12 protein-coding genes are annotated in these 14889 nt (G+C 54.7%); 5 read left to right on the forward strand and 7 right to left on the reverse strand.

What is annotated here, in order from left to right; all coding sequences use genetic code 11:
• Positions 1-22: 22 nt before the first annotated feature.
• Positions 23-904 (reverse strand): HTH-type transcriptional activator IlvY, encoded by an 882-nt coding sequence (gene ilvY, locus JHD74_RS15745; RefSeq protein ID WP_024527663.1) that lies wholly within the window; start codon positions 902-904, stop codon positions 23-25.
• Positions 905-1071: 167 nt separating this feature from the next.
• Between ilvY and ilvC the strand changes: the two genes are divergently transcribed.
• Positions 1072-2547 (forward strand): ketol-acid reductoisomerase, encoded by a 1476-nt coding sequence (gene ilvC, locus JHD74_RS15750; protein ID WP_021181818.1) that lies wholly within the window; start codon positions 1072-1074, stop codon positions 2545-2547.
• Between the two features lie 87 nt (positions 2548-2634).
• Here the strand turns inward: ilvC and JHD74_RS15755 are convergent, their stop codons facing one another.
• Both JHD74_RS15755 and JHD74_RS15760 read right to left on the reverse strand, forming a co-directional pair.
• Positions 2635-3567 carry a sugar kinase gene (locus tag JHD74_RS15755; RefSeq protein ID WP_074030191.1) on the reverse strand — a complete coding sequence of 311 codons (933 nt, stop codon included), beginning with the start codon at positions 3565-3567 and terminating at the stop codon, positions 2635-2637.
• Positions 3568-3720: 153 nt separating this feature from the next.
• Complete coding sequence (locus tag JHD74_RS15760; RefSeq protein ID WP_021181815.1) at positions 3721-3924, reverse strand: 2-hydroxymuconate tautomerase family protein; 204 nt, start codon at positions 3922-3924, stop codon at positions 3721-3723.
• Positions 3925-4066: 142 nt separating this feature from the next.
• Here JHD74_RS15760 and pdeH point away from each other — a divergent pair, with 142 nt between their 5' ends.
• Complete coding sequence (pdeH, locus tag JHD74_RS15765; RefSeq protein ID WP_199063044.1) at positions 4067-4867, forward strand: cyclic-guanylate-specific phosphodiesterase; 801 nt, start codon at positions 4067-4069, stop codon at positions 4865-4867.
• A gap of 103 nt (positions 4868-4970) precedes the next feature.
• On the forward strand, positions 4971-7016 hold the full coding sequence (locus JHD74_RS15770; RefSeq protein WP_199063045.1) for an AsmA family protein: 2046 nt from the start codon (positions 4971-4973) through the stop codon (positions 7014-7016).
• Between the two features lie 7 nt (positions 7017-7023).
• On the opposite strand, the gene JHD74_RS15775 is transcribed toward JHD74_RS15770, so the two are convergent.
• The 3 genes from JHD74_RS15775 to yhjD all read right to left on the reverse strand — a co-directional run bounded on the left by JHD74_RS15775 (position 7024) and on the right by yhjD (position 10528).
• The gene (locus tag JHD74_RS15775; RefSeq protein WP_199063046.1) at positions 7024-7776 is read right to left on the reverse strand and encodes a CDP-diacylglycerol diphosphatase; all 753 of its coding nucleotides are present in this window, start codon (positions 7774-7776) and stop codon (positions 7024-7026) included.
• Positions 7777-7868: 92 nt separating this feature from the next.
• Positions 7869-9191 carry an MFS transporter gene (locus JHD74_RS15780; protein ID WP_199063047.1) on the reverse strand — a complete coding sequence of 441 codons (1323 nt, stop codon included), beginning with the start codon at positions 9189-9191 and terminating at the stop codon, positions 7869-7871.
• Between the two features lie 341 nt (positions 9192-9532).
• Entirely contained in the window at positions 9533-10528 is a 996-nt protein-coding gene (gene yhjD, locus JHD74_RS15785; RefSeq protein WP_024527658.1) for an inner membrane protein YhjD, read from the reverse strand.
• Between the two features lie 320 nt (positions 10529-10848).
• Between yhjD and JHD74_RS15790 the strand changes: the two genes are divergently transcribed.
• Complete coding sequence (locus tag JHD74_RS15790; protein WP_024527657.1) at positions 10849-11715, forward strand: crotonase/enoyl-CoA hydratase family protein; 867 nt, start codon at positions 10849-10851, stop codon at positions 11713-11715.
• Positions 11716-11734: 19 nt separating this feature from the next.
• On the opposite strand, the gene pdeR is transcribed toward JHD74_RS15790, so the two are convergent.
• Positions 11735-13726, reverse strand: coding sequence for a cyclic di-GMP phosphodiesterase (gene pdeR / locus JHD74_RS15795; protein WP_024527656.1), 1992 nt, complete (start codon positions 13724-13726; stop codon positions 11735-11737).
• 411 nt (positions 13727-14137) lie between these two features.
• Between pdeR and spy the strand changes: the two genes are divergently transcribed.
• A complete protein-coding gene (spy, locus tag JHD74_RS15800; RefSeq protein ID WP_024527655.1) occupies positions 14138-14641 on the forward strand; it encodes an ATP-independent periplasmic protein-refolding chaperone Spy in 504 nt (167 codons plus the stop codon).
• The last annotated feature ends 248 nt before the right edge of the window (positions 14642-14889 follow it).

Here is a 14889-nt window from a genome sequence, read left to right on the forward strand (position 1 = left end):
TGAGTGGGGATCGCACTGCTATTCACAAAAGTTGCCAGAACGCCTCAATCAGCGGTTCGTTGAGGCGTTTTTTCGGCACGCAGACCCCCAGTTCGAACGGTTCGACCATCGAGATATTCTCCAACTGAGAAATGCGGTTGCGAACTGGCTCTGGGCTATTGTCTACCACCACGCTGGGGATCAGCGCGATACCGCAGCCTAATGCCACCATCGAAACAATCGCCTCATGCCCACCGACGGTGGCGTAAATCAGCGGATTGGTGATGTGCTGGCGGCGGAACCACAGCTCGATGCGTTTTCGTGATGGGCCATGCTCCGGCAGGATAAACGGCATATTGGCCCAGTCCGGCTGCTCGGCAAAAGCCTGCGTTCGAACCGCGCACGGCAGAGCGGGAGCAATCAGCACCAGCGGGATCTCACCGATTTGGGTGAAGGCGACGCTGGTGGGGAGGGTTTCAGGCCGCCCGGCGATACCAAGGTCGGCCTCGTTGGACTGCACTTTGTCCACCGCATCGGCGGCATCACCGGTGGTCAATTTGATTTCAACCAGGGGATGCTGAGCACGGAAGCGATCGAGGATCGGCGGCAGATGGCTGTAAGCGGCGGTGACCGAGCAGAACAAACGCAGTTCGCCGCTCAGCGATGGGCCGTGCTGGCCAAGCGAATGTTTCAACTGCTGATACTGCAGCAGCGTTTGTTGTGCGAACACTTTCAGCTGTTCACCCGCATCGGTCAGCTCTACGGTGCGGTTATCACGCAGAAACAGCGGTTGTCCAAGCGTTTCTTCCAGCCGTTGGATCTGGCGGGAAAGCGTGGAGGGGCTGACGTGCATCGCCTTGGCGGTACGGCCAAAGTGATGGCTTTCCGCCAGGTGCAGGAACAGCTTGAGATCACGTAAGTCCATAATCAGTACGCTCGCAGCGGGGTGTTGCAGAAATTGCAACGTCACGTTCGTAATATATCAATTTAAGCAACGCAATTCCTGTTATACATTGGTTTCAACGGATCCCGTACCGACAGGGCGGGGATGAGAATAATATTGCACGACACAACATTAACTGGAGCATCACCATGGCTAACTATTTCAACACATTGAACCTGCGTCAGCAGTTGGCGCAATTGGGTAAGTGCCGTTTCATGGCGCGTGACGAATTTGCGGATGAAGCCGGTTACCTGAAAGGGAAAAAAGTGGTGATTGTCGGCTGTGGTGCTCAGGGTCTGAACCAGGGTCTGAACATGCGTGATTCCGGCCTGGACGTGGCTTATGCGCTGCGTAAAGAAGCGATTGCCGAGAAGCGTGCCTCATGGCGCAAAGCCACCGAGAACGGCTTCAAGGTTGGCACCTACGAAGATCTGATCCCGCAGGCCGATCTGGTAGTTAACCTGACGCCAGACAAGCAGCACACCTCAGTAGTTCGTGCCGTACAGCCGCTGATGAAAGACGGTGCTGCGCTGGGCTACTCCCACGGCTTCAACATCGTTGAAGTGGGCGAGCAGGTTCGTAAAGACATCACCGTAGTGATGGTTGCACCTAAGTGCCCAGGTACCGAAGTGCGTGAAGAATACAAACGTGGTTTCGGTGTACCAACGCTGATCGCGGTTCACCCGGAAAACGATCCAAAAGGCGAAGGCATGGCGATTGCCAAGGCATGGGCGGCAGCCACCGGCGGCCATCGTGCAGGCGTGCTGGAATCTTCCTTCGTGGCAGAAGTGAAATCTGACCTGATGGGCGAGCAGACCATCCTGTGCGGTATGCTGCAAGCGGGTTCTCTGCTGTGCTTCGACAAGCTGGTGTCTGAAGGTACCGACCCGGCGTACGCAGAAAAACTGATCCAGTTCGGCTGGGAAACCATCACCGAAGCGCTGAAGCAGGGCGGTATCACCCTGATGATGGACCGCCTGTCCAACCCGGCGAAACTGCGTGCCTATGCGCTGTCTGAGCAACTGAAAGGCATCATGGCTCCGCTGTTCCAGAAGCACATGGACGACATCATCTCTGGCGAATTCTCCAGCGGTATGATGGCCGACTGGGCCGCAGACGATGTGAAACTGCTGACCTGGCGTGAAGAGACCGGCAAAACCGCTTTCGAAACCGCGCCGCAGTTTGAAGGCAAAATCAGCGAGCAGGAATACTTCGACAACGGCGTACTGATGGTAGCAATGGTGAAAGCGGGTGTTGAGCTGGCCTTCGAAACCATGGTGGATTCAGGCATCATCGAAGAGTCTGCTTACTACGAATCACTGCACGAGTTGCCGCTGATCGCTAACACCATCGCGCGTAAGCGTCTGTATGAAATGAACGTGGTGATCTCCGATACTGCAGAATACGGTAACTACCTGTTCTCTTATGCGGCGGTACCGTTGCTGAAAGAGTTCATGACCACTCTGCAAGCGGGCGATTTGGGTAAATCTGTTGCTGGTACCACCGTTGACAACGCGCAGCTGCGTGACGTGAACGAAGCGGTTCGCAACCACCCGATCGAATCCGTTGGCCGCAAACTGCGTGGCTATATGACCGATATGAAACGTATCGCAGTAGCTGGTTAAGCACCAAGATTGTAGCGGCCCGATTTATCGGGCCAACTAAAAAGGCCAGCATCGTTGCTGGCCTTTCGTCTATCTAGACGACGGAAATTACTGCGGCATCGCCTCGCGTGGGATAATGGCCCCGCGATACTGGATCACCGTGCTGGCGGTCAGGTGGCCACGTTTGGCCGCGCTAACGGCATCACCGCCGGTCAGGCGTACAGCCAGATAGCCCGCGCTGAAGGAATCCCCGGCGGCGGTGGTATCAATCACTTTCTCTTTTGGCAGTTTGACCGCTGGTACGTCGTGGGTTTCCCCATCGGCGCTGAACACCAGGCAGGAATCTGCGCCACGCTTAATCACAATCTCACTTACGCCAAAGTCACGCGTGCGGCTCACCACCTGCTCAACCGGCTGTTTACCCCACAGTAAATCTTCATCATCCAGCGTCAGGAAAGCGATGTCGGTACAGGCCAGGATCTCGCGATAGGCCTGCTGAGTCTCTTGCTGGCTTTGCCACAGCCGTGGCCGATAGTTGTTATCGAAGATCACTTTGCCGCCGTTGGCTCGGCATTGGCGCAGCAGGGTCAGCAATTTGGCCCGGCTGGCAGGGTTGAGGATCGCCACGCTGATACCGCTCAGATACAGGTAATCAAACTGCGCCAGCTGCGCGCACAGGCTCTCTGCCTGGGGGCCATCCAGCCAGTAGCGGGCGGCAGCATCGTTACGCCAATAATAGAAGGTGCGCTCGCCGGTATCGTCGGTTTCGATCACGTACAGCCCCGGCAGCTTGTTGTCCAATTGCTGGATCAGATCGGTTTTCACCTGCTCCTGCTGCCAGGTTTGCAGCATTTCCCGGCTGAAGCTGTCGGTGCCCAGCGCGGTGACATAATGCACGTTCAGTGCCTGTTGCGGCACCTGGCGGGCGATATAGACGGCAGTGTTGAGAGTGTCGCCACCGAATCCACGGCTGAGATCGGCGCCTTTCTGCGACAGTTCGATCATGCATTCGCCGATCACGGCGAGGTTTTTGCTGTTCATGATAATCCCTGGCTTGATAATGAGTCTGGTTGCTGCGAATACGTCCAGTCTCAACGCAAGGGCGAAGCGAGTCAATAGGAATAAAACAGCGTTTTAATTAGTTTATGATCGCGATCGGGAAACGCGAAGTTTCCCGCCGTTGAGGAAGAAAAACTACTTGGCTGCCGCGCGCAGATCGGTGACGCATTGACCACCAATCCCCCAGTTATCGGTCTCCACTTCATCGATCACCACCACGGTAGTGGCGGGGTTTTTGCCGAGCGTATCGACCAACAGTTGGGTTACGCCTGCGATTAGCTGTTTTTTCTGCTCCGCGGTTGCACCCTCGCGGGTAATTTTGATATTTACGTAGGGCATTAAAATTTCCTCTTGTTATCGAAACGTTGCATGTAGGTAATGGCTTAATGTAGGGACCTTTTACCCAAGCTTAAAGTTTTATTGTGCGTTGCCGATAACAAGATCGACAAATTTCCGGCAACGTTATCGTTCCCATTCCCTAATGGCGATAGTACCGATGATAACCAACATGATCTCTGGTTTACTGACGCCATTGTTTGCCGCCTGGCAGCGTGCCAAGGTCTTCCATTACTGGCGGCAGTGTCGGCGTTTGTATACTTTTCAACCTATTTACCGCACCTGCGGCAAACTGCTGGCGGTGGAGTTGCTCACGGCGGTACATCATCCGGCGTCACCGAATAAGCCGGTATCCCCAGAACATTACTTTGCTGCGCTGGGGCTACGCCAGCGCCTGGCGGTCATTCAGGAACAGCTCGATTTACTGCAGCAATGGCAGCCCCTGTTTACCCGTCATGCGCTAATGGTCTCCATCAATATCGACGGTAAGGCATTGCAGGCCCTACAGCGGCACCCGGCGATGCAGCGACAAATCAGCGTCATGCCTTACCTGCGTTTTGAGCTGGTGGAGCAGGCAGACAGGGCGTTGAATGGACCGCTGCAGCATATCCCCGGGGCGGAGCGCCTGTGGCTGGATGATTTCGGTAGCGGGCTGGCGAATTTCTCCGCGGTCAGCAGCTGGCGTTATCAGTATATCAAGGTGGCGCGCGAGCTGTTTATGTTGCTCAAGCAGAGCGATGAGGGCATCCAGCTGTTTTTTACTCTGGTGCGCCTGATGAGCCAGCACAGCGACGGGGTGATTGTCGAAGGGGTAGAAACAGAGCAGGAATGGCGGCTGGTACAGCGTTCTGGTGCGTTTGCCGCCCAAGGGTATTACCTTAGCCGCCCTGCACATTTTGACCAGCTTAAAACCCTGCCTACGCGGTTTACTGCCCCCACCCCCTGACCCATTAGTTCCCAAAGCGTGAACTTAGGCCTATCCTCTACTAGGCTTTCAGTAAGGCTGCTTATCAATTTGAGCAGTCTGCTATCGCCTCGAGGGAGCTGTTATGACAAGAATGGGCAAAACTTTTAGCTGGATTGGCGGCATCGTGCTGCTGATCATCGTGGTTTTGGTGGTCTTCATTGCCACCTTCGATTGGAACCGTCTCAAACCCACCATCAATAGCAAAGTCTCTGCCGAGCTGCAGCGCCCGTTTGCTATTCGTGGCGATCTGGGCGTTAACTGGGAACGTCACCAGGATGAGGGGGGTTGGCGTGCCTGGGTACCTTGGCCGCATATCCACGCCGAAGATATTATGCTGGGCAACCCGGCCAAGATACCGGGCGACGAGATGGTCACACTGCAACGTGTCGATGCCTCGATTGCGCCATTGGCGCTGCTGGGCAAAGAGGTACTGATCCCGCGTATCTGGTTGAAGCAGCCAAATGCCTCGCTACAGCGCCTGGCGAACGGTGACAATAACTGGACCTTCAACCTGGCCAACAGCGCCGATAAAGACCCCAACCAACCACAGTCAGACTGGTCGGTCAGCATTCACGATATCGTGTTCGATCGCGGCCAGATTGATTTTAAAGACGCCACCCTCAAGGCCGATTTCCAGGCGCTGATCGACCCACTTGGCAAGCCTCTGCCCTTTAGTGAAGTTGCGGGTAAACAGCCGGGGGATAAAGCGACGACGCCGGATTATGTTTTCGGCTGGAAGGTTAAAGGAAAATACCACGGTGAAGCGCTGTCAGGCAGTGGCAAGATGGGGGGCATGCTGTCACTGCAAAGCGCTGATATACCGTTCCCACTGCAGGTCGATGTCCGTTCTGGCAATACCAGAGTGCAGGTCGTGGGAACGCTGTCCGATCCGCTGAACCTTGGCGGTCTGGATCTACGGCTGAAATTCTCCGGTGACAGCCTGGGAAACCTGTATGCGCTGACCGGCGTGTTGTTACCGAATACCCCTCCTTATGCTACCGATGGTCATCTGATCGCCCAGTTGCATCAACCGGGCGGTGCGGTATTCCAGTATCAGGGCTTTGACGGCAAGATCGGTGACAGCGATATCCATGGGGATTTGAAGTACGTTGCGAGCCACCCTCGGCCCAAGTTGAGTGGAGAGGTGCTTTCCAAACAGCTGCGTTTTGCCGATCTTGCGCCATTGATCGGTGCGGACTCCAATCAGCAGAAAGCCAATCGCGGCGAGAAGACCCGCCAGCCGAGCGATAAAGTGCTGCCGGTTGAGAAGTTCGAAACCAAAAGCTGGGGGGTAATGGATGCCGACGTCAAATTTACCGCCAAACGCATTGAGCATGGCAGTTCGCTGCCGCTGAGCGATCTGAATACCCACCTTAAGCTGGATAACGCGGTGATCCTGATGGACCCGCTGCGCTTCGGCGTGGCCGGGGGGAACCTGAATGCCACCGTCCGTCTTGATGGTAGCAAGAGCCCGATGCAGGGCCGGGTGGATATGCATGCGCGTAAGTTCCAGCTGAAACAGCTGCTGCCGAACGTGGAGTCGATGAAGCGTAGCCTGGGAGAATTGAACGGCGATGCCAAATTGACAGGCAGCGGCAACTCGGTAGCCGACTTGCTGGCAACCAGCAGCGGCGACCTGCGCCTGCTGATCAATGACGGCGTGATCAGCCGCAGCCTGATGGAAATTCTGGGCCTGAACGTAGGCAACTACCTGGTAGCTCAACTGTTTGGCGATGACGAGGTGGGGATCAACTGTGCGGCGGCGGATGTCGGCATTCGCAGCGGGTTGGCGACGCCACGGCTGTTCGTGTTTGATACGGAAAACGCCATCATCAACATCAGCGGCAATATCAATTTCGCCACCGAGCGGCTGGATCTGTCCATCGACCCAGAAAGCAAAGGGATGCGGGTACTGACCCTGCGTTCGCCGCTGTATGTTAAAGGGACATTCAAAAAACCGGACGCGGGCGTGAAGGCCGGGCCATTGATTGCCCGCGGGGTGGCTGCTGTGGCGTTGGGCGTTGTCGTTGCTCCGGCAGCGGCATTGCTGGCCCTGGTTTCACCGAGTGACGGTGGCGAAGAAAACCAGTGTGGCAAGATCCTGCAGCAGATAAAGAACAAGAAGTGATCCAAGATTACTGTAGTACCTGGCAGCTGTGATCCTGGATCTCTTCGGCTGAGGCCAGATTCAGCTGCCACAAATTACGTTTCACAGCCAGCAGGAGGAAATCCCCTCCCGGTAAGGCCGTCATCGCCATGCCATAGCTCCCCATATTATCACTAGAGCCCTCAACGCCCTGAGCCAGCAAACGGAATGCCCCAAGCTGCTTGAGTTCAGCAGCGCTGGCGCGGCGAGCCAAATAATCATGCCCCAGCAATCCACCGGGTAGCGGCTGCCAGCTTTCGCTGAAATCCCCTTGCAGCTGCGCCAGCCGGGTTTTTACCGCCGGTTGCAGGCAGGAGATATGAATATGCAGCTGATTTTGCGTACGGCCATATTCAGAGTTGATCGCCAGTGAGATGACGGCATCGTCGATCGGTTTACCGAGTTTATCCGTCATAAAATGCCGGGCCTGCCAGGCTAAGGCGAAGAAGTTGGCGGTGTCGGACTGTAATACCTGCGGACTTTCAATGCCGGTGATTTTGGCCGTTGGCATCAACAGGTATTGCAAAGGCCCATTGCGGTCTTTCAGCACCACGAACCCGGCCTGCTCATCTACCTGTGCGCAGGGGGCCGGATTATGGTTTTGCTGCTGATTTGGCAGGCATTGCTGGCTGACGATATGCCACAGTGCATCCGGGTGGGCCGGTTTTAGCCAGAAATAGGCAGCAATGGCGATAATAATCAGCAACGTAACAGACAAACAGAGCCAACGGCGCAACGACATGGGCGGGTTTCCTCAGCAAATGAGGGGATAGCATAGCCGGGATTTGTGACAACAGACAAACAGGCCCCCATAGGTAGGGGGCCGGGAGAGGATTACAGCGATGTGTGGCGGGTTTCTTTCATCAGCAGCAGCGCGATCAGCGTCAGGCTAGCCATGGCCGCCAGGTACATACCAACGTAGAACAGCCCGTAGTTGTTAGCCAACCAGGTCGCAATATAAGGCGCTACCGAAGCCCCCAGGATCGAGGCCACGTTATACGAGAACGAGGCCCCGGTGTAGCGCACTTCGGTTGGGAACAGTTCAGGCAGCAGCGCGCCCATCGGGCCAAAGGTCAGGCCCATAATGCTCAGCCCAAGCAGCAGGAAAGCCATCACCAACAGCTGATTGCCGGAACCCAGCATGCTCGGGAACAGGAAGGCAAAGCCGATCATCAACAGAGTGATGACAATCATGGTCTTGCGGCGGCCAAAGGCATCGGCCAGCAAACCGGCGATAGGCACCATCACGCCAAAACCAATCACCGCCACCATCAGCATCCACAGGAAGCTGTTACGCGAATAGCCCAGCCCCAGTGGCTCTGCGGCCGTGCCGTAGGTCATGGAGTAAACGGTCATCAGGTAGAACAGCGTATAGGTCGCCAGCATGATGAAGGTACCCAGGATGGTAGCCTTTTTGTGCTTGCTCAGCAGCGTCCCTAGCGGGACCTTCACCTGTTTGCCTGCTTTGGCCACTTTGGCAAAAACCGGAGTCTCGTGCAGCGAAATACGCACATACAGGCCAACCAGCACCAGCGCGGCAGAGAGGATAAACGGTACGCGCCAGCCCCAGGTCATGAACTGTTCATCGGTCAGCAACCAGGAGAGTAGCAGGAAGGTGCCGTTGGCGAAGAAGAAGCCTATCGGTGCCCCCAACTGTGGGAACGAGCCGTACAGCGCCCGCTTGTTGGCAGGCGCATTCTCGGTGGCCAGCAACGCGGCTCCGCCCCATTCGCCACCCAGACCCAGGCCTTGGCCAAAGCGTGCCAACGCCAGCAGTATCGGTGCAAAGATGCCAATGGTTGCATAGCTTGGCAGCAGGCCGATCAGCACGGTGGAAATCCCCATGGTCAGCAGTGAAGCTACCAAAGTTACCTTCCGCCCGACGCGATCGCCGAAGTGGCCGAACAGGGCAGAACCGATTGGCCGCGCCACAAAGGCGATGGCGAAGGTGGCCAGCGATTGCAGCGTGGCGGCGGCAGGATCGCCCTGTGGGAAGAAGATATGCGGGAACACGATCACCGCAGCGGTGGCATAAATATAGAAATCAAAGAACTCGATGGCGGTACCGACCAGAGAGGCGACGATGACTTTTCCCCGGGAGTTAACCGGTGTGGACGCGGTATCGGCGTCCAAGGGGGTTGCGATGGTGGCTTGCATAGTTATTTCTTATATTTTGACTAGGGAAAAATTCATCTTAGTCATAGCAAAATGGCTTTTCAACGGGGAGATTTTGTACTATCTGGCAAATAAACTGTTAAAAAGACTAATGTTTTAACGAGTTGATATTCTATGGTCGTTAACGTGGTGAAGTGGGCTATAAGCAGAGAGAATGACTGGAAAAGGCGAAAAGAAAAGTTATAGGGTAGTTTGTTATGCTGGTTTTGGCCGGTTGGTTAGTCAGGTTTTAGAGCTATTGACTGCTTTTTGGTTTGATTATCGAAATAAAAAACCAGTCGCAACCTTGCGACTGGCATGAATGCAATGCTGATGGTGGATATTCACTTGCCCTGCGGCAGGGTTTTGTCCTCTTTATACTCTGCCGTGGCAATCCAGGCGGCGCAAAACAGCGTCAGGCGGGCAAAAAAGTAGAAGAAAGCCATCAGCCCGATCACCGAGCCAAAGGCGGCACCGGAAGGCGATTTGGCGACCTGCGGTAGCGTCATGGTCATCACAAACTTGATCGCCTCAAAGCCAATTGCGGCGATTAGCGTGCCGCGCAGCAGCGCTTTTTTCTTCGGCTTATGGCGCGGCAGCATCCAGAAGATCCACAGAAACAGCAGGTAGTTGGCAAAGATGGAGATCGACAGTGCGATCAACGTCATCGCCGGCCGCAGCCATTCAATGCCATCGAGCCCCAACGCATGCACGATGGCTGCTTGGGCAGAACCCGCAATCGAGGTTAACGACAGCGTGACGATCAGCGCCACCACCAGGCCGGTTAATGAAATAAAATCGCGGGTGTAGCGAAAATAGATTTTCTCCTGATCCTGCGGATTGCGTTCCCAGACGTCGCGGGATTGTGCGCGGATCGCCTCACGCAGGTTGCCCATCCAACTGATGCCGGAGTACAGCGCCAGCGCCAGGCCGGTCAGGCCGACGGTAGTACGTTGCTGAATGGCGGTGTTTACCGTGTTCTTCAAGGTACTGGCCAGGGTGGGATCGCTGATGCTATTGACGATCTTGTTGATCAATTCGGCCAGCAAATCCGGGTTAGATGCCAGCACAAAGCCCACGGCGGCAAACGACACCATCAGGATCGGGATCAAAGAGAGAAACGAGAAGTAGGTAATGGCGGCGCCAAACTGGCTGCCAAGACGGTCGTTGAAGCGTTCTGTGGCTCGCAGTAGGTGAGCGATGGTGGGCCAGGCTTTAACGCGCTCTATCAGGCGAGCGAACCCCGAAAGGCCTTTATCCAGTTTTTGGTTGCCGGTTTTGATGGCGATCGTCGGTTTCTCAATGGCCTCAGGCTGCTCTGGAGCGGCTTTATTCTGCATTACGTCACGGTATCCTTCAGGTAAATCAATGGGCATGTGCTTGATTATAGCCAAATATGCCCTCGATTTGGCCGTTATGAGCGAGATTGGGTTAATTCTGATAATGGCCTCTACCCACAGCTGCAAGCGAGATTGTTCGATTTTGTCCTATTCACCACACATCTGATTTTCTGCCGGATCCCTGCAATTTTATCTATCTCAGCGCCAGGAAGGCTTTTACTCATCTTATGGCGCGCGCTTTTTTACCCGGTTTGCGCCTACTGCAGCCGTAGGGGCTGGAACGGTTATCTCCTGAATCAATAGATAAAATGGAAGGTCTTATGAAATTATTCAATCATCCCACCTGTCGCCCATTTACCGAAGCGGGCAACCTGTCGCAACTTTCCGCTTATTACGAGGAAGATCGCCACATTATGTGGATGCTAATGCGTGCAGAGCCGCGCCCTTGCTTCAATCAGGCGCTGATAGAAGACATCATGACGCTGGCGCAGGCGGCGAAAGAGTCGACGTTGCAGTTCGACTTTTGGGTCACCGGCTCGCTGGTGCAAAACATGTTTAACGTCGGCGGGGATCTGAGCTTTTTTGCCGAAGCGATCAAAAACCGCAAGCGTGAGGCGATGATGGCGTATGCCCGGGCCTGTATCGACTGTGTGCATGCCGCAGCACGAGGTTTTGATACTGGGGCCATTAGCATCGCCATGGTGGAGGGCAGCGCGCTAGGAGGCGGTTTTGAGGCGGCATTGGCGCACCATTTTGTTTTGGCACAGAACAATGTGCGGATGGGGTTCCCAGAAATCGCCTTCAATCTGTTTCCCGGTATGGGTGGTTATTCACTGGTAGCCCGCAAGGCAGGCATGCGCCTGGCAGAAGAACTGATCTGGAGCGGGGAATCTCATACTGCCGAATGGTTCGAAAGCTATGGGCTGGTGGATAAGCTGTTTCAACCGGGGGATGCCTATATGGCGACTCGTACCTTTATCGACACCATCAGGCCCAAGCTGAACGGTATGCGTGCCATGTTGCGCGCGCGTCAGCGGGTATTGCAGTTATCCCGCTCCGAGCTGATGGATATTACCGAAGATTGGGTGCATTCGGCCTTTACCATCGAGGAGAAGGATCGCCTGTACATTGAGCGGTTGGTGATCTTGCAGGATCGGCACACGCTTAATCAGCGTCACGCTGGCTAAGCGTTAATTCACGCCCGCATCACTTTGGTGATTGCGGGCTATAGGTTTTCAGCCACTGTTCCAATTGCTCGGGCAGCATCGGCCGGGCGAACAGGAATCCTTGTTTTTCATCGACTCCTACGCAGTCCAGGAAGCGATTTTCACTGTCTGTCTCAACCCCTTCGGCAATCACCTTGAACTGTAGCGCTGCGGCGACCGCGACGATGGCGCGTATCAATGATTGTGATACCGGGGCCAGATTGACGCCGCGAACAAAGCTTTGATCCAGCTTGATGGCGTCCAGCGGGATACGTGCCAACTGGGCCAGAGAGGAGTAGCCGGTGCCAAAATCATCCAGATGCACCTGTGCACCCAAGGCCCGTAGCCGGGCGATCACCTCACGCGCCCGGTTTTCATCTTCTATCAGGCTGCTTTCGGTCAGCTCAAAGTCCAGCGTGCAGGGAGAAAGCTGGTTTTCTCGCAGTACCTCAACCAGATCGTTTACCACGCTGTCATCCACTAACTGCCTGGCGGAAAGGTTAACCGCGATGCGCAAATTCAGCCCCTGTCGTTGCCAAATAGCTGCCTGTTTAGCGGCGGTTTGCAGCACCCAGCGGCCAAGTGGGGCAATCAGCCCGGACTCTTCGGCGTAGGAGATAAACTGTAATGGTGGGATCAGCCCGCGCTCCGGCGAATCCCAGCGGACCAGCGCCTCTACGCTATGCACGGCGCCGTTGAGCGTTGCGACCTTGGGTTGGTAATACACCACCAGTTGCTCCTGTTCCAGCCCCTTACGCAGGTTGGTATCCAGCCACATGTATTCGGCAACGCGGCGGTTCATTTCCGGCGAGAAGACGATAAAGGTGCGTTTGCCGTGTTCCTTGGCAACGTACATGGCGGTATCGGCGCTGCGGATCAGGCTGTCCAGATCGTGGCCATGTTGCGGGCACAGGGCAATGCCAATCGAACAGCCGGTGTAGACCTCGATCAGGCCGATGCGGAAGGGCATTTGCAAGCGTTCGATAATGCGCTGTGCCAGCTCTTGCAGCATGATCCGGTCGGCCTGGGTGACCAGCACCAGAAATTCATCGCCTCCCAGACGGGCAAGTTTTTCTCCATGATCCAGGCAACTGAGAATGGCGTGGGACACCTCGATCAGCAAGCGATCGCCAAACATATGCCCATAGGCGTCGTTCACTTTTTTGAAGTTATCCAGATCGAGATAGACCAGCCCAATGTGGCTGTCACCGCGTTCGCTAATCGCCCGGTTAATATCATCCTGAATGGCGTTGCGGTTTGGCAGGCCGGTGATGGTATCGGTATTGGCCAATAGCCGCAGGCGTTCCTGGGCGCGGCGTTCTTCGGTGATATCCGTGCCGGAACAGATCAGGAACACCTCTTTTTTGCCGCTGCCGCTGTGGACGAACTTGTTGCGGAACAGGAATAACCGCTCGCCTTTGACCGTTTTGATCCAGCGCTCCACCTCATAGGAGGCCCCGTTGCGAAAGAAGGTGGCAATATTGCGCCGTGATGCTGTGGCTTCTTCGGGGCTCATAAACATCTTGAAGACGTTTTTGCCGATCACATCCTGTTCCTGCAGGCCGGTATACTCTTCGCTCAGGCGGTTAAAGCGCTGGACGCGGCCGTGTTGGTCAACGATGACAATGACGGAATTAGCCTCTGACACCACCTGTTCGGCAAACGATAGGCCGTGCACCAAATCACGTGCCACGGCCTCGGTATCGGTATAGGCAGAGGCGGTGCCCGCCCACTCTAATTTATTGACCCGGCGGCCGACCAAATGCAGGTGGATGGGTTGGCCGCTGAGCAGAATGGTCAGATCCAGGCTGGCGGTGACCCCGCTCAGACGGCGGATTTTCGCTGCCTGCATTTCGTCGAGGGCCACGGCAAGGTGTGTTTTGCCTTTGATTGCCGTCAACTGCAGGGCATTACTGTCAAACGCCAGATGCCAGTAAGGGCTGCTGGTGCCAAAATGGGTGTTAAGGAGTATCGGGCCTTGGTCTGCGAACATGTTCATTCCTCAAAAAGGGACCGCCGGACCCTACGCTGCAACCTGAAAGACGATGGGGATCGCGTGAACGACGTCTGTATAGAGTGTAAAAGAGAACCGCGCAGTGTGCGAAAATCAGTTTTTGGCTTCGTTGAGCCAGGGTTGTGGCTAGGGATGCTAAATTAATCCCTGGCTGTAGGTGGACAAAAGCCACACTAATAATTACGCTTGGGCAATGTAATCTTCCAAATAACAGACGCCTTCTCCATAATTTATTCATAATTGACGAATATTACCATTTTTGATTTTAAAAAATTTACACTCCATCGCATTACTATATATTCATGCGCATACTATTATTTTCGACGACGAGATAGTGAGCCTGTTAACGTACAGCGCTCCTGATGAAGAATAACTTTTAAGGAAATAATTATGCGTAAACTGACTGCTTTATTTGTCGCTTCAACGTTAGCCCTGGGTTCTGCTTCTGCCGCCTTCGCAGCCGACACAACTACCGCCCCGGCAACCGCATCGGCCACAACCGCCGCCCCGGTGAAAATGATGCACTATAAAGACGCAAAAAGAGACAGTCCTTTTGCTGGCTTGAACCTGACCAACGAGCAGCGCCAGCAGATGCGCGATATCATGAAAGAGTCGCATCAAAAACGCGGCCCGGGTGCTAAAGACGAGCGCCAGGCACTGCACAGCATGATCGCTTCGGAAAGCTTCGACGAAGCCAAGGCAAAAGCCCAGATCGATGCGATCGGTAAAGCGCAATCTGAGCACATGCTGGAACGCGCCAAAGCGGAAAACAAAATGTATAACCTGCTAACGCCAGAGCAGAAAAAACAATACAATGAGAATTATCAGAAACGTGAGCAGAAGATGATGGAGCATATGAAAAAAATGCGCGATCATGTCCCTGCTGCTGAATAATTAGCATTGCTATCAAAATAAAAATGCCGGGTTATTTGCCCGGCTTTTTTTATTAATGACAATGTCCTGACCGTGAAGCTAAAATTTTAACCTAATAAGGTTAGTGTAAAAAATAGACTGGCCGCCATGTTCAAAGATCTCTCTCCCCAGTAATACCAGTTTGAAATCATCACTCTTAATGAATTTTCCCCCGAGGACCATCTGGAATGCAAAATTGAGGATGGCGTATGTACTGCCACGTCTACAGC

Source organism: Serratia sp. ASV30 (assembly GCF_016428815.1).
GTDB lineage: Bacteria > Pseudomonadota > Gammaproteobacteria > Enterobacterales > Enterobacteriaceae > Chania > Chania fonticola_C.